The organism is Bacillus thuringiensis (assembly GCF_001595725.1).
Classification (GTDB): domain Bacteria; phylum Bacillota; class Bacilli; order Bacillales; family Bacillaceae_G; genus Bacillus_A; species Bacillus_A thuringiensis_K.
Genome location: NZ_CP014282.1, coordinates 1,257,315 through 1,275,972, shown reverse-complemented (window position 1 = coordinate 1,275,972; position 18,658 = coordinate 1,257,315). Strand labels below are relative to the sequence as shown.

The window sequence follows — 18,658 nt, the reverse complement described above, 5'->3', positions numbered from 1 at the left end:
TGAGAACGCTTTTTTGTCAATATAGTTTCGTCGTTCTTCTTTAAAATAGGCTATTCATATGTCTATACTCCTATCTATTTCCTATTTCATTTTGTACATAAAAAATGCGCTATTCTTTAATTAAAGAATAGCGCATTCTCCTCATTTTTTATTTCTTTATTGCATTATATAAAAATTGCGCATATTGTTCACGTGTTACGAAATTATCTCCTAAAAAATTCCCTTCCCCGTCACCTTTTGATATTTTATTATCTACTAAAGCTTTCACATACCCTTTCGCCCAATGGTCATTTGGTATATCTTGAAAATTCTCTGTACTATTTTCATTTTCTTTTAACTGAAATACTCTTTGTAGTACTACTGACATTTCATATCGAGTTAATACTCCATCCGGACGGAACATACCATTTCCATAGCCTGTCATAATTCCAGCTTGAACCACTGCATCAATAGCCGTTTCATACATATTTCCTTTCGTATCTGTAAATGCCGTTTTTGGTTCTAGATTATTTTCTAATTTTAAATACCTTTGTATTAGAAGTGCTACTTGTCCACGAGTAATGTTATCACCAAATCCAAATTCACCATTTCCATAGCCTATAAATAATTTTTCTTTCGCTAAGTAATTAATTGCTTCTTCTGACCAATGTCCCTTTGGTACATCTTTAAATTCTACCACTTCTGTTTTCTCATCTTCTTTAGATGTATTACCGTCTTTACTTTCTACTACATTTTGAATAACAGATCCTGTAAAGAAGATTCCTGTATCCGCGAATGGATCTTTCACACCAAATTCATATACTTTCTCACCTGGTGTACTCCATTTCACTACACCATTACTATACGTACCATTATCGCTCTTCAGACGGATTTTCGTAGAAACCTCACCATCTTTTTCATATACAGGTACTTTTACTTCTTTATTTACTTCTGTTTCCTCTAAAAATACTTTTTGATTTTGGACATTAATATAAGCCGTCTTACTTAGTTCTATAACTGGTCGGACATCACGGATTTCATTTGCAACAAAACTTAGAAATATTAATTTTTTCAAATTGCTAACTGGTGATAAGTCTGAAATATAATTCGCTTCTAAATCAAGCTTTTGTAAGTTTACTAAACTTGATAATGGAGTAATATCTTTTAATTCATTATTAGGTAAATCTAATTCTGTAAGCTGAGTCATTTTAGTAAGTGGTGTCACATCTTTAATTTGATTTTTCCCGACAAATAATTTATTTAATTGCTTCATTTCATCAATACCCGATAAATCTTTAACATTATTACGCGTTAATACTAAGTCTTTTAAAGGTAATGAATATAACGGTTTAATATCTTCAATTTGATTACCTGCTAAAGTTAAGTATGTTACATTTTTCAAAGCGCTTAATGGAGCAACGTTCTTAATTTTATTATTTGCTAAATTCAAGTAATCTAGTTGTTCCATTTTCGCTAATGCTGTTACATCTTCTATTTGGTTGCCTGATAGATATAAACTTTTTACATTTTTCATTTCAGTTAGTGGTGCAACGTTTGTAATTTTATTATTACTTAAATCAAGGGATTCTAAATTATCCATCTTAACAAGTGGCGTTACATCTGCAAATTCATTACCACGCAAAGCTAAATGATTTAATTGCTTTAAGTTCGCAAAGAACGACGGATCTTTTATCTTCGCATTCGCAACTGTTAAAGATTTTAAATTTGGCATATATTTTAATGCACTATAATCAAGTATCTCATTTGTATTTAAAAACAAATCCTTTACTTGTAATAACTCATCTTTCGTAATTGGTGTATTTAAATCTTTTCTATTAAATACTTTTTTATTAACAAGCTCTCTTAATTTGTTATCTGTTATCATATTTTGATTATCAACTGGATTATCCGTTTCCGTATTGCCTGAATTAGAGTTATCATCTGGTTTCTCTGTTTCTTTGTTACCTACAGTTGGATCTTTAATTTCAAATTGAACTTGATATTTGTGATCATATCCAATAGCCGGAATAAGTATATGCATTTGCATATTGTTCTTCTTCTCAAACTCGCCAATTTCAAATTGAACTACTTTCGTTCCATTCTTCCTCTTATCTTCTGACAAAACTTTCACATCATGAAATACACCTGGCTGGTTTCTATCTTCTATTCTAAGATATTGAAAATAATCGCTATCTTGCATTGTTACAGTGACAACTTTTTTGCCAGCTGCAATCGTTACTTTAGGATCTTTTATATATTGAGAAACCATAGATGGCTCGTCTTTTTGGTCCTTATATATTTTAATCTCAGTATCATACGTGCGATCACTCGCTGCTGCTACCGATTGATTTGCTTCAACTTTTAATGCCGCTAATGCTGGAGTAGAGTACGTAGCAAATGGAATTGCTAATGTTGTCGCTACTACTAGCGCCTTCATATAATTTTTTTTCAAAATAATATCCCCTATCATATATAATTTTCTTAATTGATAATACTTATCAATTACTCACAAATAAATGATAATGAATATCATTATCATTGTCAATGAGAATATTACATTAAATTTATATTTTTAAAGATAAAAATAAAAAAATCCCTTTATTCAAAGGGATTTTTTACCTATCGTATGAAGAATTTCACTTTTTTCCTTCTCATTGATGACACCGATTTTTTGCAAAATATTCGCGTACAATACAAGTTTATTATATATTCGTTCTGACATGTTCTCCCTTCTTTCCTTCGACCAACTTTTTTTGTATTGGTAAATTATATGAAAGAGGTGAGAAAATGTGTCCACTTTTTGCATAAATGCAAATCTTTTATTTTACGATTTGCAGACAATAAAACTCCTTCCTAAAAATTAGGCGGGAGTTTATGTGCTTTCACTGTATTTAACAAACTGTCCACTGAATATTATGCTTCATAAGTTCTTCTTCAAAGCTATATGGCATTTTTTTATCACAAATTACGTGTTGAATACGCGAAATTGCTGCTATACGATAATTCCCTTTCACGCCTACCTTCGTATGATCACATAAAATATATGTTTTCTCAGCTAATTTCATCATCGCCTCTGACAGTTTCGCCTTTTCCAATTCAAAACTAGAAACTCCAAAACTAGGTAATAATCCATCAATCGAAACAAATGCTTTATGAAAATGGAATTGCTGGATGACTTGCTGCGAAATAGATCCTGATACGCGTGAATGCTTTGGAGATACTTTCCCACCAATAAATAAAACTTCACCGTGAAACATCTTTTTATTAATAGAAGAAATTAATTGTGTCGCTACTGGAAATGAACTTGTTACAATCGTTAAATTTTTACGATGTACAAGATATGGCACCATTTGAAGTGGTGTACTTCCGTCATCAATTGCAATCACATCTCCATCTTCCACAAACGTTGCTGCTTTATACCCAATTCTCTTCTTCTCTTCTATATGCAGCATCTCTCGTTCTAACATTGGTGCCTCTACTCCAGCGCCTGGAAGTTGAACAGCTCCACCATACACTTTTTTCAGCTTCTTTTCACGATCTAATTCTTCTAAATATCGACGAATCGTTTCTGTTGATACAGCAAATTCTCTCGCTAATTCTGAAACCTTTACTTTCCCTTTAAATTCTACCTTTTCAAGAATGGTTCGCTTTCTTTCTTCTCCTACTACAGACATAGCTTCACCCCATTTATATCTCCCTCATAAACTTCCTTACTTATACAAAGTTATAATTTTCTTTGTAAGTAGCAACTTCTTCATGAATATGAATACCACGCTTTGCTAGCTCATCAAAAATCAATTGTGGATTTTCAAAGGCTTCTTCAGGCGTAACAACACCCACCCTATTTACATTTCCATTTGCAATTAACTCTGCAGCAATCCCAAATGGAATACCGACGTTTCTCGTATACGCTCTTAATTTTTCCCATCCTACAACAGAACCATCAGATAACGGGTGTGTATGATATAACACATGTCTTTGCTTCTCATTATTTTTCATACCTATTACTTCTACATGAAGTGCATATCCATAAAGCTCTGTTTCTTGTCCTTCTTTCGATTGTAATAAATACTGCGAAATACAATCCATAATACCTATTTCTTTCCCGTTTATTTCAATCTGATCATTACGCAATATGCCGTAATCATATAAAGCACGTACAAGTTGCATATTTTGCTTTGGCCAAGTTCCTCTCGTCTCTATCAGTTTGACACCTTTATTTTCTAGTGCCTTTGCTAACGTAATCGTTTCAGAATGCGGAATGATATACTGCGTTGCCTTACCATAAGGCGCTGGCAATTCTATTTCTCTCGGACGCGCAAACGGAAGTACTTGCTTAAATTCACCATCTTCATACACTATACGCGATGGTAAATGTGGATCATATTCATATGTCGTTGTCTCTGTAATTGAAGCAGAAAAAGCAATCGGACGATACGAACCGTGACTTACACGGACGGACTCTACAGTATCCAGTTGATTTGCTGCATGCATTGCCATCATTTGCGTTACACCTGGCGTCATGCCAAATCCAGGTAAACATGTTTTTTCATTTTGAACAAATATAGCATGCGATTCATTTTCTTCACCAAATCCATTTAAGTTCACACCGTGACAGCCTGCTTCTGCAATACAGCGAGTCGACAATCCGTTTAGTTTTATCGTCGTACCGTCCATTACAATGTCATAACCAATCATTTTTGCAACCGTATCCTCGTGATTCGTTACATCTACTTTTACAAAATCAACACGAGGGTCGTTGAGCCATTCTACTACTTTACGGCCCTCTACCTCGTTAAAATCAGCTACAGTAATCGTCTCAAAAGATGAAAATTGAACTAAATCCAAAATAGCTTCGCGACAAATTTTACCTGCTCCACCTAAGCAAAATACTTTCACCCAATAACAGCTCCTTTAGCAATACTATCAACTAAGCGATTAATATCTTCTTCATGTACATCACCGATATTTCCAATGCGAAACGTATCTACTTTCGAAATTTTTCCAGGGTAAATAACAAATCCATAACGCTTTAATTCGTTATATAACTGTTGAAACTCAAACCCCTCTTTTGGATAAATGAAAGATGTAATAATAGGAGATTGATATTCCTCATCTACTAGTGGCTTAAATCCGATTTCTCCCATTCTATTTACTAGTAGTTTTTGATTGTTGTAATATCGATTGTAACGCGCTCTTACTCCTCCCTCTTTTTCTAGTTCAAGTAGTGCTTGATAAAAAGCATGTACAACATGTGTAGGTGAAGTAAAACGCCATTTCCCATTTTGTTTTTCCATCGTTTCCCATTGATCATATAAATCAAGAGATAAAGAGCGTCCTTGCCCTTTACACTTCAATAATTCATCACGTTTTGCGATTACAAATCCGAATCCAGGAACCCCTTGAATACACTTATTCGCACTACTAATTAAAAAATCAATTTGTAAATCAGCAATGTCTATTTCAATCCCGCCGAAACTACTCATCGCATCAACAATTGTAACCTTTCCATACTGTTGTCCTAATTTACATACATCTACAATTGGATTTATAATTCCTGTCGTCGTTTCACAATGAACAACTGCAATATGTGTAATCTCTTTATCTTCTTGCAATAACTTTTCTACTTCTACAATATTAGTAGGTTCCCACTCTTCTGTTTGACTGATCACTACATCAATCTGTAACATCTCTGCCATTTGAACAATGCGCTTACCGTACGCACCATTTGTACAAACGAGGAGCTTCCCATTTCCCGGAATAACAGAACCAATTACTGCTTCAACTGAAAACGTACCGCTTCCTTGCATTAACACTGTTGTATATTTCTCTTCCTCCTTCGTCGCTAACGATACAAGTTTAGCTCTTACTTCTTGCACCATCGTATTATATTCATCATCCCACGTACACCAATCGTATAGCATAACTTCTTTTACTGATTTTGTTGTCGTTAATGGTCCTGGTGTTAATAATAAGTAGTGATTTTCATTCATGATCCCGTGCCCCTTTTATGAAATAATAAGTTCTTGTTTCTCGATATGTTCCATTACGTTTTCGAGCTCCTGCATCGTTTCAATCGTAAAATGAGCCCCATTTTCAACAAACCGATTACGAACTATTTCAATTTTTTCACGAAGCTCTACCGAATCCATACTCTCCACTTCCTCTTCCGTTAAACCGAGCTCACTACTTCCAAGAATTACACCAACTGTCCACATTCCAGCATTTCTACCTTCTTTCATATCTGATACTGTGTCCCCTACTTTTATCATATGGTTCATCGGATACACACCAAGTTCCATTGCATTTTTATAGCACATCCATGGATATGGACGGCCTGCTGGAACATCATCTGGCGTAACAAGAAAATCAGGTTTATATCCTTGTAACGCTGCTTCCTTTGCTACAATTTCCATCATTTCTCTCGTATAGCCCGTTGTTGAACCGATTTTAATGCCTCTCTCACGTAAAGAAGCGATTACTTCTTTTACCCCATCAATCGGCGTAGCATAACTTGGTAAAATAGAAAAGAGAATTTCTTCAAACTCTTCATACATCTCATGAATGTCTGCTTCTGTTGGTAATTGACCGAAGACACGCTTCCACTCATCAGCAATACGAGGCATTTCTGTTAGTGCCCTTACATGATCTATTTTTAATAATCCCATTGGCTTACGTGCTTCTTCTGCTGTAATTTCAACGCCGCGTTTTTGAAAAATCTTCATGAATACTTCTAGTGGTGCAAAACATCCGTAATCAACCGTCGTACCTGCCCAATCAAAAATAACTGCTTCAATTTTCATTCTGTCCATCACCTTTCTTACTTATCTTTTTTGCCATTGTGAAGTTCGGTTACGAAGTGCTTTCGTTCCCCGTTCATATACAACTCTCACTACAATATTTGTAACAACAATAAGTACACTCATTGCAGCTGCTGGCGCTGCATTTCCTGCATCATCCATATTTACGATTGATACGGCAGCTAGTTTAAAATCAGCTGCATATAGGAATACAACTGCCGATACAGTTACCATTGAATTTACGAAGTAGTACATTACCATTTCTAAAATTGCTGGTAAACACATTGGTACTGTTACTCGGAAGAATGTTTTATAAAACGGAATACCCATCGACTGAGAAACAAGCTCAAACTCCCGGTCTAATTTCTTTAAGGCAGTCGTTGCCGTGACAAATGTTACAGAATAAAAATGAATGATATTTACTAGTACTAACACAGCAATTGTTCCATATAAAGAATGAAACGGATTCGTTACTGATAGTCCCAGAATTTGAATCGTTGGTTGACTAAAGAAAAAGACATATCCTAATCCGAGTACTAAACCTGGTATCCCTAAAGGAACGATAGAGAAAAAGTAACCTGTTTTTCTGAAAAATTGTAGCTGGTCTATTTTCTCAATTGCATATGCGAATACAAATGTTAAAATCGCCCCAATAACTGCTGTAACTGCTGAAACAATTACGCTATTTTTAAATGCTTCAAGTCCATCTCCTGTTAAACTCGAAAAATTAAAATGCTCAAATGTAAAACTCATATTATATGGCCATACTTTCACACTTGCAGCAATACCAACTGCAACAAATAATAGAATGATCATAAGTGTAATCACACTACAATATATGAATGAGATGACATCTCTTTTCTTATTAGCTATTATTCTGTATGGTACTGCTTTTGAAGATAAGAAATTTGCCTGCTTTCTTTGCGTAATACGATCAACTACAAATGCGAATATAGCTGGGATTAATAAAATCATTCCGACAGTTGCACCCATCGGCATATTTTGCTGTCCAATTACTTGTTTGTATACGTCAGTAGCAAGCACATTATATTGACCACCAACAATTTTTGGTGCCCCAAAATCAGTAAAACTAAGTGTAAACACAACAAACATTGCACTAATTAATCCGTACTTTACACTAGGTAAAGTAACCGTGAAAAATTGCTTTGTTTTACTCGCCCCTAACATATTAGAAGCTTCATATAAACGATAATCAGATCCTTGGAAGGCAATTAGCAATATAAGAAAGGCTTGCGGAAATGTATACATAACTTCAGCTATTACAATTCCTACTGGGCCATATAAAGGGATTTGTATACCTTCAAATAAACCAAACATTCCTTTCGTTACTAGCCCTTGATTACCAAATAAATATGTAAGTGCTATACCGTGCATCATCGTTGGTGCGAACAATGGTAATAACGCTACATACTGAAATACACGCTTTCCAAAAACATTCGTACGGGCAATTGCATATGCGTAAACGAATGCGATTGCAACTGAAATAATTGTTGTTGCGCCCGAAATCCATACTGTATTTTGTAAAGACTGAACTAAAGTTGGTGTTGTGAAATATTTACTGAAATTCGCTAAACCAATGAAAACTCCATCTTTATTATAAAAAGCTTGTGTAAATAGTTGTAATAGCGGTAATACAAGTATGATAAGGAAAGAAAGAATCATACCGATAATTACGAACCTTTGGATCCATTCCTCTTTCCCTATACTTCTCTTAATCTTTTTTTTCGTACTTTCTACCTTATAGTTTTCTAACATCTCCATCTATACAATGACCTTCTTTCCATATGACAACATATGATTTTCTGAGAAAGAGATTTGAATCGGCTTTCCTTTTCTAATAGCCGTTGCTTCTACTTCTGACGCTAATATATCCACTACAATTTTCTCATTATAAAGGTGTGTGTTTTCTTGTAAGACTCGCACTTCCGTCCGATATACAGATCCGCGAAATTCCATACTTTCCACAACTGTTTTAATACCGTCCTTTTGTACAATTGTTACATGTTCAGGACGAATTGCATGTTCTTCATTATTTTTCGAAAAGAAATTAATAGAACCAATAAAATCTGCCACAAACGGATTGGCTGGTCTTTGATAAATCTCCTCTGGTGTTCCAATCTGCATAATTTCCGCATGATTCATTACAACAATTTTATCAGCCATCGTTAATGCCTCTTCTTGATCATGCGTGACCATAATAGTTGTTACTCCTACTTTTTCTTGCAAATCACGCATTTCTCTACGCAACTTTTCTCGCACTTTTGCATCTAAAGCAGATAACGGCTCATCGAGTAACAAAATATCCGGAGACAGAGCGAGCGCACGTCCAAGTGCTACTCGCTGCTGTTGTCCACCAGACATTTGAGCAGGATATTTATCTTTTACATTCAGTAAATCAACTAGTTCTAACGCCGATAGCGCCTTCTCTTTTACTTCTGCTTTTCCATACTTTTTTGTCTTTAAGCCGTATTCAATGTTTTCAAGTGCTGTTAAATTCGGAAATAATGCATATGATTGAAACACCATTCCGAAATTCCTCTTTCCAGGAGGTAATACTGTAATATCTTTTCCATTCACAGCTATACTACCTGTTGTCGCCTCTTCTAGCCCTGCTAAAATTCGAAGCAATGTTGTTTTCCCACAGCCACTTGGGCCTAATAAACATACAAACTCATTTTTTTTCACAGTAAAAGAAATATCCTTTAACGCTGTAAATGCATCAAACTGTTTTTGAATGTGTTGAATTGATAAATATTCGCTCATTTTTTCTCTCTCCCACTCACTTACTTTTTCGGTTCTGCTTTTTGGCCAAACTCTTTTTCCCATTTTTCTAAAATTTTGTCGCGATTTTCTGCTGCCCACTTAAAGTCATTCTTTTTATATAATTTTTCCGTCACATCTTTCGGGAATCCATCTGGAAGTTTATAATCATTTTTAATTGTTGCAAATCCATTTTTCTCGAAGTATAACTTCATTACATCATCAGTAATTGCCCAATCTAAAAATGCTTGCGCTAATTTTTCATTTTTTGCATTATCTTTTTTAATAAGTGCGTTCGCTTCTACTTCCCAACCTAATCCTTCTTTCGGCAATACAACTTCAACTGGTGCACCTTTTTGTTTCTCCTTTAAAGCACTATAAACCATCGATACGCCAACTGGATATTCACCTGCACCTGCTAATTTCGCTGGTTTTGAGCCTGAATGCGTATAAGTTGCTATATTATCATGAAGTTTCTTCATGTAATCCCAGCCTTTATCTTCACCCATAATTTGTAGCCATGCAGAAACTGTTAAAAATCCTGTTCCAGAAGAAGCCGGATGTGGCATAACAAGCGTTCCTTTATATTCTGGTTTCGTTAAGTCTTCGTATGATTCTGGCATCGGTAAATTTTTCTTCTTTAATTCTTCTTTATTTATAGCAACCCCCGTCATAAATGCAGTATTTCCTACCCATTTTTCAGGTTGTTTGTCATCTTTAAATTGCGAAAGAACGCGGTCCGCTCCTTTTGGAGAGTACCCTTTTAACATATCTTTTTTATCTAAAGCTAATAGACTTGATGCTGCAGTTCCCCATACAACATCTGCTTGTGTATTTTTTCCTTCAGCTAGCAATTTCGCAGTAATAACTCCTGTTGAATCACGTACAATGTTCAATTTCACATCAGGATATTTCTTTTTAAAGGAATCAAGATAAATTGGTACAAGCTCTTCTTCAATCGCTGTGTAAACAGTTAATGATCCAGATAATTTGTCATCTTTCACTTTCGCTCCAGCACTTTCTTCCTTCTTTGCACCACACCCCATTAATAACGAAAATACCATTCCAGTCGCTACAGCTTTAAAGATTGTTTTTTTCACTGTTTCTCTCTCCTTTTACAAATCTTATGTACAACTCAAATATAAACAACTAGTGTAAAAGCAGTATTAAACCAACATTAATCTTTTGTTTGTTGTTTGTTTTTGTGTAATACGTTGCTACTTCTATGTTTTTTCGCATTTTTCTGCTAATAAAAAACACTAAATTTACAAATAATTAAAAAATCCTTTATAATCCCACAAAAAAATGAGGCGTTTGTAAAAAACGCCTCATTTTTATTTCCCTTTTTTTGAATTACGATTTGCATACTTCGCGCTATTTTCTCCTTCATACTCTAATGCAAATTCTGCATCTGGTAAGCTTTCTTTCGGAGTTTTATTATTGTTAATTGCCGCATTTTGTTTCACTTTTCTTTTTACCAATACATTCACCTGCTCTCAAGAAATCACTTTCTACTCTAGTTTGAAGCAAGCTGAAATAATTATTACTGGCAAGTGTTAACAAGTACATAAGAGGCGTTAGATGGAAATACTACATATGAAGAAATCATTATAAAAAGGAGCTCGTATTTTGAAGAAGCAAGATAAAATTCAGTCACCCATTTTAGATGAAACGCTCCCGCATCAAATGAATTTTCCATCTTTTAAAGGAACAGGAAAAACGATGCAACAACCTTTTTTGAATCAATATGATGTTGTAATTGGAGACAGTAAATATAATTCCGAGAACAGTCCGCTTAACAATTGGAGTGATGAAGTAGATCCTGCCATTATGGCTGGAGAAGAATGGATCCATCCTACAAATGATATTGGGTGGATTTCAGAAGAAAATCAAGAGTTGCTAAAAAAAGAAGTAGATAATAAAAAGGATGCTTTTATGCATCCTCAATTTGGCATTAACGACTAAAAAACCATTCTACCTAACATAGGTAGAATGGTTTCATACTATCCAATAATAATCCGCTCTTTCGGATATTTATAGCGAGGTGGCTGTTCTCTTCCGCCACTAGCTAGTATAAATGTTAAAATACCAACGCGACCGATAAACATAAGCACAATGAGTACAATTTTACCAACAGTTGTTAAATCTGGCGTAATACCCGTCGATAGTCCTGTCGTTCCGAAAGCAGAACAGACTTCAACAATTAGACTCATAAGCGGTACATCTTCCGTAATAGATAAAATAAATAATGCTGTAGCACATAATAAAATACCCATTGTCATAACGACAGATGCTTTCAGCACATCCTCTTCATGTAGCTGACGTTTGAAGACTCTAACCGTTCTCCCGCCTCTCGCAAAATTGTATAGCGATAATATACTAACAGCAAATGTTGTTGTACGTATTCCGCCCCCAACCGAACTTGGAGATGCCCCTATAAACATTAATATACTCATAAATAAAAGCGTCGGTTGTGACAATTCACGTATATCCATCGTAGCAAGTCCACCACTTCGCGTCGTCACAGATTGGAATAATGTATAAAATACAGTTTCATGCCATGACTTTCCTACTAAAAAATGATTTCTCTCCAGTAAAAAAATCATAATTGTACCAACAACAACGAGTGCAAAAAATGTTGTTGTCGTCAATTTTGTAAATAATGAAAAACGAAATAATTGTTGTCGCCTTTTACTAAGAAATTGCTTTACTTCCATTAGCACAGGGAAACCAATCGCGCCTAAAATAATTAGTAACATATGAATCATTTGAACAATATAATCTTTTTTATATGGAATTAATGATTGTCCTGTTAAATCAAATCCGCCGTTCGTAGTCGCACTAACAGCTGCAAAGAAACCGTGAAAATAAGCTTCTTGCCAAGTCGGAAAGTAAAGTAAAAATCTTGTACCTAATAGGATTGCTCCAATAAGTTCTATCGAAATAATTACAATTAAAATAGAACGCATCAATTCTACAAGACCCGATAAATTTCCTTGATTATGATCTGCCATAATTAATCTTCTTCTTTGCAAACCAATCTTTTTTCCCGTAATGATCCAAACAAATGTACCAAGCGCCATAATTCCTAAGCCGCCTAATTGTAGAATAAGGGCTAAAACAATAATTCCTGCTGTAGTAAACGTATCTGAAATCGTAATAACAGACAGTCCCGTAACACTTACCGCACTAACCGATGTAAAAAGCGAATCTATAAATGTCCATTTCACACCAGGCTTCGTAACAAACGGTAAATTAAGCAATATCACCGATACAACTACCGCTAATAAATAAAACAAAACGATGAGTTGTACAGGACGTAATTTTTGTAAAAACTTTTTTATATCTCTCATTCCATCACTTCGCTACCTTTTTTCTATCGATTAAATAAAGAAAAATCTTTACTTTCTTTATTTGTAAATAACTGCTCAAATAATTTGGCAAATACCATTCCATACACAGTTCCATTACCTCCGTGCAATAATGCGTAAAATAAATTATGTATCTTCTTATCTTCTTTTAAAATAGGTAGACCATCATGACTACTACCAAATGCTGCTGCCCAATAATACTCTGCTTGTATATTCTTATACTGTGGGAACATCTCTCTTACAATGTTAATAAGGATATCACGCTTACGCAATAGTTTCGTATCACCAATCGGTTGAATTTGCATCGCTTCATCTAATCCGCCTACCATAATGCGGTTTTGAAACGTCCGAAAATATAAGTAGGGACGTGCTGTTTCCCAAATTAACGATCGCTCATGCCAGCCATCAAACTGATCTATTTCATTTGTCACAACTGCATAAGATGCCTCTACTGTTGTATTTTTTTCTTTCTTCCCAAAAAGCGCTTCATAGCCCGTCGCCATAATAATATTCTTTGCTACAATTTGATTTCCTGTTTTCGTGTAACAAATTAAATCATTTTGCCGTTTTTTTATATGTATTGCCTCTGTATGTTCATATATATTAGCTCCCATTTGGTTTGCTTTATGCAAAAGACTATGCGCTAGTAAATACGGATTCACCTCAGCATCACCGTGTGTATACAATGCCGCTTGTTTTATAAAAGGATAACGTTCCTTAATATCAGATTCTGTAAAATACTCAACAGGAAATCCATAATTCTGTAACGTATTGTACTCCTCTTGTAAAAATGAGACATCCTCACTTTTACTTGCATAATATAAACTACTTCTTGGCATAAAATAGGGATCAATATCGAGAGTAGGTACCACTTTCTCCATTGTTCGTAACGCTTCGTAACACAGTTTATATGCTCGTACCCCTTTTTCTTCACCAAATGTATGGATAAGTGAGGTTAACGATTTATCATGAAGAAACTGTAATAAACCTACATTTGCAAATGTACTACCACATGCTATTTCTCTTTTTTCAATAAGCATTACACTCATACCGATTTTCGCTAAAGAATACGCTATATGAGCACCGGCTTCGCCACTTCCGACTACGAGCACATCACATATCATATCATTTTCTAACAGTGGATAACAAGGTACAGAAACTCCTGTATTCCAAAACAACTTACCCGTCATAAGTTTCATAATTATACTCCTAAAATATAAATTTCTCCTTTCTATGTTTTGTTATTTTTCATAAAAAAATCCAACTAACATAGGCTAGTTGGATTTTTTTATTTTTAATTAGAACGCTCTTCAAGCCAATTTCCAATCGTCGGATATGTTTGTTTTACAGCTGTTCCACCGTAAACGATAGACATATGCCCTGTTGGTAAACATACATATTGTTTATCTGTGCTAGAAATATGATCTAGTAATGCTTCTACTTGACATGGCAAAGCGATATGATCACGTTTCCCGGAAATATTTAAGACATTCGCCTTAATATTTGCAAGGTCTACCTTTTGTCCGCGAATAACGAGTTCACCCTTAACCAATTTATTATTTTGATAAAAATCACGAATCCACTGTCTGTATGATTCACCTGGGAACGGAATACCATCACCAACCCACTTTTGAACCAATCTCCAGCTTTCGACGAAGCGCTCATTCTCTGAACGATCTACTAAAGCAACATATGGACCAACAAAGTTCGTAATTGGCTTTAACATTTTGTTTCCGAAATCAATCATTTCTGGCGGAATATTTCCAAATGTATCAACGGCTTTATCTAAATTGAAATATTTCTCATCTAATAAAGGACCATACAATCCTGTTTCAGAGAAATCAAAAGGACTTGTCATGAAAATCAAATTACGAATTGGCATGTGCGGATGAAGTGCTGCATAAATAGAAGTTAGCGTTCCACCCATGCAATAACCAAGTAAAGAAATCTCGTCCGATTTTGCAGTTCGCATTACTTTTTTTACTGCTTTTGCAATATAATCAAACACGAAATCATCAAATTTCAAATGACTATCTTCTAAACCAAATGTGCCCCAATCAAGCATATACACATCAAAACCACGATCCACTAGATATTCCACTAAACTATTTCCAGGAGTTAAATCCATAATATATGGTTTATTAATAAGAGCATATATTAATAGAATTGGAACTCTTTGTGTTTTTTCTTGTTTTGGAATGTAGCGATAAAGCTTCGTCTTATTCTTCGTCCAAATAACCTCTTTCGGCGTTAATCCTACTTGCGGCTCTGGTTCACGTAATAAAATTTCACTCGCCCTTTTCACTCGGCGGTACGCTTTTCGGTACTCTTCTGGGTATAGCTCTAATTGCTTTTCCCATTCTGTTGCGAATGTAGTCATTTTTTTATCTCCTTTTTGGTCGATTTTCTTCTTAAAAAAAGAAGTGCATTCCTGCTATGGATATGCACTTTTTTCTTACTTCATTACATATATAATCCGCCGTTAATGTTTAATTGTTGACCTGTGATATACGCACCATCACGGCATAGGTATACTACACCTTTTGCAATTTCATCAGCTTGACCAAAACGTTTTTTCGGGATTTTTGCAACAATTTTTTGACGTACTTCTTCTGGTACTTCTGCTACCATTTCAGTATCAATAAATCCTGGGCAAATAGCGTTTACAGTGACATTTGTTTTTGCAAGTTCTAACGCTAATGATTTTGTAAATCCTAACATACCCGCTTTTGCTGCTGAGTAGTTTGTTTGGCCAAATCCACCTGCTTGACCAATAATAGAAGAAATGCTAATAATTCTTCCTTCTTCCGCTTCCGTTATGTATGGAAGAACCGCGCTTGTCGTATTAAATACGCTGCTTAAATTCACGTCAATTACGCGCTCCCAATCTTCACGATTTAACTTTTTGAATGTACGATCTCTTGTAATACCAGCATTATTAACAAGAATATCAACTTTACCAAAATGATTCACAGCTTCTTCTACAAGTCGGTTTGCATCTTCTACTTTAGAAACATCCGCTTGCACTGCATAAACGTCATGCCCGTCTTTTCCTAATTCATTTACTAAATTTTCAGCTGCTTCTTTACTGCTATTATAGTTAATAACTACTTTCGCTCCCTCTTGTGCTAATGCTACTGTAATTGCTTTTCCAATTCCTTTTGCTCCACCTGTTACGATTGCTACTTTTCCATTTAATTGAACCATTTCTTTTCCCCCTTAAATGAATTTGTGAACGATTGTTATGAATCATTTTGGTACTCATACTATAGAGTCCATATATAATTATGTTTCGCTGTTTATACGTGAAAAGAGATTCTCCCTCTCTCTTTTACCTGTTATAAACAAGCGCTTTTATCATTTTTTATTTTCTGGTTTATTCGCAGGCTTTACCTCTTCTTTTACAGGTACTTGTAGTTTAGCTAGTACTGCATTTTGCTTTTCTAGCAATTCTACAATTTGATCTACTTTTGTTTCAAGCGTACGAATATCTTGTTTTACTTTCGTCACATCACGCTTTAATGTAGGAGCTTGTCCTAAAGAATCTACTTTCTCTTCTAGAAACTCCTCAATGTTATCTACTTTATTTTCTAAGTTAATAACAAGCGTAGCCACTCTTGCGATATCTTCTTTCGTCGGCACATTTACTTGTTCTAAATAGTTTTTTGTCGTATCATTTAATGCTTTTTGATAAAACAAATTCAAATCTAGAACGCTGCCCATCCAAGCAGAATATTCTTCTGTTTTAATTGTTTCATTGAGCGCTTTTCCCCAAAATGTTTCGGTTTGTTCATAAGCATTTTTCCATGCTTGTAGTGGATCGAATTTTTGATCAATCACTTTACCTACACTCCCTTTTTCGTTTTTGAAACAATTCAACCTATTCACTATTTTCTAATATTCTGAATAAAAATTCAAGTCTATATTTTATTTTTTCTATTTTCTAACAAATGTGTTGACTTTAAAAACAGATAGGTGTAAATTGCACTTATAAGCAAAAAATTCCATCTAACTGATTCATGAGGTGATGCACAATCATGCTACAAAATGAACCAGAACAACGCGAAAGTTTGGAGAGCAACCAAGCGAAACAACCAAACTCCATGCCAAAAAACTTCTTAGTTCCCTTCTTACTTCTCTGTCTAAAAGACTGGAGTCTTCATGGTTACAAACTTATTCAAATGCTAATGGATATCGGCTTTTCTTCTGTTGACCAAGGTAATGTTTATAGAACACTACGCAAATTAGAAAAAGAAAACCTTATTTCTTCTACTTGGGATACAAGCGATGGAGGGCCGGCAAAAAGAATTTATTCTTTAACTGAATATGGAGAGCAATATTTAACAACATGTGCGACTTCTTTTGAACATTATCAAAATATGTTGCGAACGTTTTTCACGTTATACACCAATGCATTCTTTCCATTTTCTACTTCTCCAGAAAAGGATGAAAAGGATTCTTCATCTTCACCTGGTGGTACAGCAGAGTAATCTGCGTTCACAATATGCAAAAAAACATTTGGGGGTCAAACAATGGAAACTAAACCATACGAATTAGTCGATGCATTTTGGAAAAACTGGTCTCAATCACTTTCTCTTTTCTCTTCAGCTGGAAAACAGTTAGAGCAACTTACTTTAGAAACATTAAAACAACAACAAGACGCTTTGCATAAATTAACATCAGGAGTAGATGAACTAGAAAAAGAACTGCAACAACTCACTGCTCAGTTCAATAATCAATATACAGATTACGTGAAACAATTAACTGGAAACTCCTTAAATGATCAAATTAACGAATGGCAAGACAAGTGGAAGGAACTTTCTGCTCATATGCATCAGCTTACCGTTTCTCCTACAAAAACTTCTTTGTCAATTCTTACACAAACAAGCGGTCAATTTGAAGAAACAACAAAACAATTTATTGAGCAACAACAATTACAACGTGAAGAGGCTCAAAAACAGTTAGAGGGTTTTTTGGAAGAGTTCAAGTCAAAACAGTTGGAACTCGCAAAAAAGTTCGAGGAAAACTCAAAAAATCTATTTACTTCCATCAAGTAAGAAAAATGTGGGAGCTAACCGCAGCACAAACAAAACTCTTTCTTCCTCCTACTACATCAAGGTGGCTAACATTTTTCGATATGGAAAAGAAGGAGGACAAAATGAATCCATTTCAAGAAGCACAAACTGTTCCGGAGCTTCGCTATGATGAGATTCAAGTCGGTGATCAAGCATCCCTTACAAAAACAATTACAGATGAAGATGTTATCAATTTTGCAAAATTGACTGGAGATGTGAATCCTATTCACATTTTAGATTCTTTTGCAAAAACGACAATGTTTAAAGAACGTATTGCTCACGGAATGCTCGTCTCGAGTTTTATTTCTACCATCCTTGGAACGAAACTCCCAGGCAAAAATACGATTTATTTATCCCAAAATGTTTCATTCCGTGCCCCTGTCAAAATCGGTGATACACTTCGCGTTGTGGCAGAGGTTATTAAGAAGCGTGACGATAAAAAAATCATTACGTTGCAAACAAACATATATAATCAATCAGATGATATTGTCGTGGAAGGAACAGCGACAATACTAAAAAAAGAGTAGCAAATTTGCTACTCTTTTTTCTATCCAAGAACTTCTAATCGCACCGATTACTTCCGCGTATGAGTACGTCGTTTCCACATAAAATAACGTTACCAGTTTAGATAAGAACTTAGCTGAACTGGACT

The 18,658-nt window shown here is 35.0% G+C and carries 18 protein-coding genes; 4 read left to right on the top strand and 14 right to left on the bottom strand.

Translation table 11 applies throughout. The features are described 5' to 3' along the window. Positions 1 to 148 precede the first annotated feature (148 nt). The 9 genes from AXW78_RS06430 to AXW78_RS34275 form a co-directional block, all read right to left on the bottom strand. Complete coding sequence (locus AXW78_RS06430; protein WP_000742636.1) at positions 149 to 2,431, bottom strand: NEAT domain-containing leucine-rich repeat protein; 2,283 nt, start codon at positions 2,429 to 2,431, stop codon at positions 149 to 151. 439 nt (positions 2,432 to 2,870) lie between these two features. Beyond that, positions 2,871 to 3,653 (bottom strand): DeoR/GlpR family DNA-binding transcription regulator, encoded by a 783-nt coding sequence (locus tag AXW78_RS06420; RefSeq protein ID WP_000117668.1) that lies wholly within the window; start codon positions 3,651 to 3,653, stop codon positions 2,871 to 2,873. Between the two features lie 40 nt (positions 3,654 to 3,693). Then, complete coding sequence (locus AXW78_RS06415) at positions 3,694 to 4,878, bottom strand: saccharopine dehydrogenase family protein (protein WP_000862177.1); 1,185 nt, start codon at positions 4,876 to 4,878, stop codon at positions 3,694 to 3,696. Then, a complete protein-coding gene (phnW, locus tag AXW78_RS06410; RefSeq protein WP_001004777.1) occupies positions 4,875 to 5,972 on the bottom strand; it encodes a 2-aminoethylphosphonate--pyruvate transaminase in 1,098 nt (365 codons plus the stop codon). Before phnW ends, AXW78_RS06415 begins: the two co-directional genes overlap by 4 nt. Before the next feature lie 15 nt (positions 5,973 to 5,987). Beyond that, a complete protein-coding gene (gene phnX, locus AXW78_RS06405) occupies positions 5,988 to 6,782 on the bottom strand; it encodes a phosphonoacetaldehyde hydrolase (RefSeq protein WP_000687400.1) in 795 nt (264 codons plus the stop codon). Positions 6,783 to 6,803: 21 nt separating this feature from the next. Further along, entirely contained in the window at positions 6,804 to 8,561 is a 1,758-nt protein-coding gene (locus tag AXW78_RS06400; RefSeq protein WP_061883916.1) for a putative 2-aminoethylphosphonate ABC transporter permease subunit, read from the bottom strand. Then, positions 8,562 to 9,563 carry a putative 2-aminoethylphosphonate ABC transporter ATP-binding protein gene (locus AXW78_RS06395; RefSeq protein ID WP_061883915.1) on the bottom strand — a complete coding sequence of 334 codons (1,002 nt, stop codon included), beginning with the start codon at positions 9,561 to 9,563 and terminating at the stop codon, positions 8,562 to 8,564. Positions 9,564 to 9,583: 20 nt separating this feature from the next. Beyond that, positions 9,584 to 10,660 carry a putative 2-aminoethylphosphonate ABC transporter substrate-binding protein gene (locus AXW78_RS06390; protein WP_000750900.1) on the bottom strand — a complete coding sequence of 359 codons (1,077 nt, stop codon included), beginning with the start codon at positions 10,658 to 10,660 and terminating at the stop codon, positions 9,584 to 9,586. A 234-nt stretch (positions 10,661 to 10,894) separates the two neighbouring features. Beyond that, entirely contained in the window at positions 10,895 to 11,041 is a 147-nt protein-coding gene (locus AXW78_RS34275) for a hypothetical protein (protein ID WP_000240798.1), read from the bottom strand. Positions 11,042 to 11,189: 148 nt separating this feature from the next. Here AXW78_RS34275 and AXW78_RS06380 point away from each other — a divergent pair, with 148 nt between their 5' ends. Next, positions 11,190 to 11,525 carry a DUF3905 domain-containing protein gene (locus AXW78_RS06380; protein ID WP_000743724.1) on the top strand — a complete coding sequence of 112 codons (336 nt, stop codon included), beginning with the start codon at positions 11,190 to 11,192 and terminating at the stop codon, positions 11,523 to 11,525. Between the two features lie 38 nt (positions 11,526 to 11,563). Here the strand turns inward: AXW78_RS06380 and AXW78_RS06375 are convergent, their stop codons facing one another. The 5 genes from AXW78_RS06375 to phaR form a co-directional block, all read right to left on the bottom strand. Beyond that, positions 11,564 to 12,913, bottom strand: a complete 1,350-nt coding sequence (locus AXW78_RS06375; protein WP_061883914.1) for a TrkH family potassium uptake protein — start codon at positions 12,911 to 12,913, stop codon at positions 11,564 to 11,566. 23 nt (positions 12,914 to 12,936) lie between these two features. Next, the gene (locus AXW78_RS06370) at positions 12,937 to 14,130 is read right to left on the bottom strand and encodes an NAD(P)/FAD-dependent oxidoreductase (RefSeq protein ID WP_000772561.1); all 1,194 of its coding nucleotides are present in this window, start codon (positions 14,128 to 14,130) and stop codon (positions 12,937 to 12,939) included. Between the two features lie 95 nt (positions 14,131 to 14,225). Beyond that, a complete protein-coding gene (gene phaC, locus AXW78_RS06365; RefSeq protein WP_000206336.1) occupies positions 14,226 to 15,311 on the bottom strand; it encodes a class III poly(R)-hydroxyalkanoic acid synthase subunit PhaC in 1,086 nt (361 codons plus the stop codon). Positions 15,312 to 15,394: 83 nt separating this feature from the next. Then, complete coding sequence (locus AXW78_RS06360; RefSeq protein ID WP_000250407.1) at positions 15,395 to 16,138, bottom strand: acetoacetyl-CoA reductase; 744 nt, start codon at positions 16,136 to 16,138, stop codon at positions 15,395 to 15,397. A 150-nt stretch (positions 16,139 to 16,288) separates the two neighbouring features. Further along, positions 16,289 to 16,771 (bottom strand): polyhydroxyalkanoic acid synthase subunit PhaR, encoded by a 483-nt coding sequence (gene phaR / locus AXW78_RS06355; RefSeq protein ID WP_000566944.1) that lies wholly within the window; start codon positions 16,769 to 16,771, stop codon positions 16,289 to 16,291. Between the two features lie 197 nt (positions 16,772 to 16,968). Here phaR and phaQ point away from each other — a divergent pair, with 197 nt between their 5' ends. The 3 genes from phaQ to AXW78_RS06340 all read left to right on the top strand — a co-directional run bounded on the left by phaQ (position 16,969) and on the right by AXW78_RS06340 (position 18,533). Then, entirely contained in the window at positions 16,969 to 17,421 is a 453-nt protein-coding gene (gene phaQ / locus AXW78_RS06350) for a poly-beta-hydroxybutyrate-responsive repressor (RefSeq protein ID WP_000939955.1), read from the top strand. Positions 17,422 to 17,463: 42 nt separating this feature from the next. Beyond that, the gene (gene phaP, locus AXW78_RS06345; protein WP_000448594.1) at positions 17,464 to 17,988 is read left to right on the top strand and encodes a polyhydroxyalkanoic acid inclusion protein PhaP; all 525 of its coding nucleotides are present in this window, start codon (positions 17,464 to 17,466) and stop codon (positions 17,986 to 17,988) included. A gap of 101 nt (positions 17,989 to 18,089) precedes the next feature. Further along, positions 18,090 to 18,533, top strand: coding sequence for a MaoC family dehydratase (locus AXW78_RS06340; protein ID WP_001067916.1), 444 nt, complete (start codon positions 18,090 to 18,092; stop codon positions 18,531 to 18,533). Positions 18,534 to 18,658: the final 125 nt, after the last annotated feature.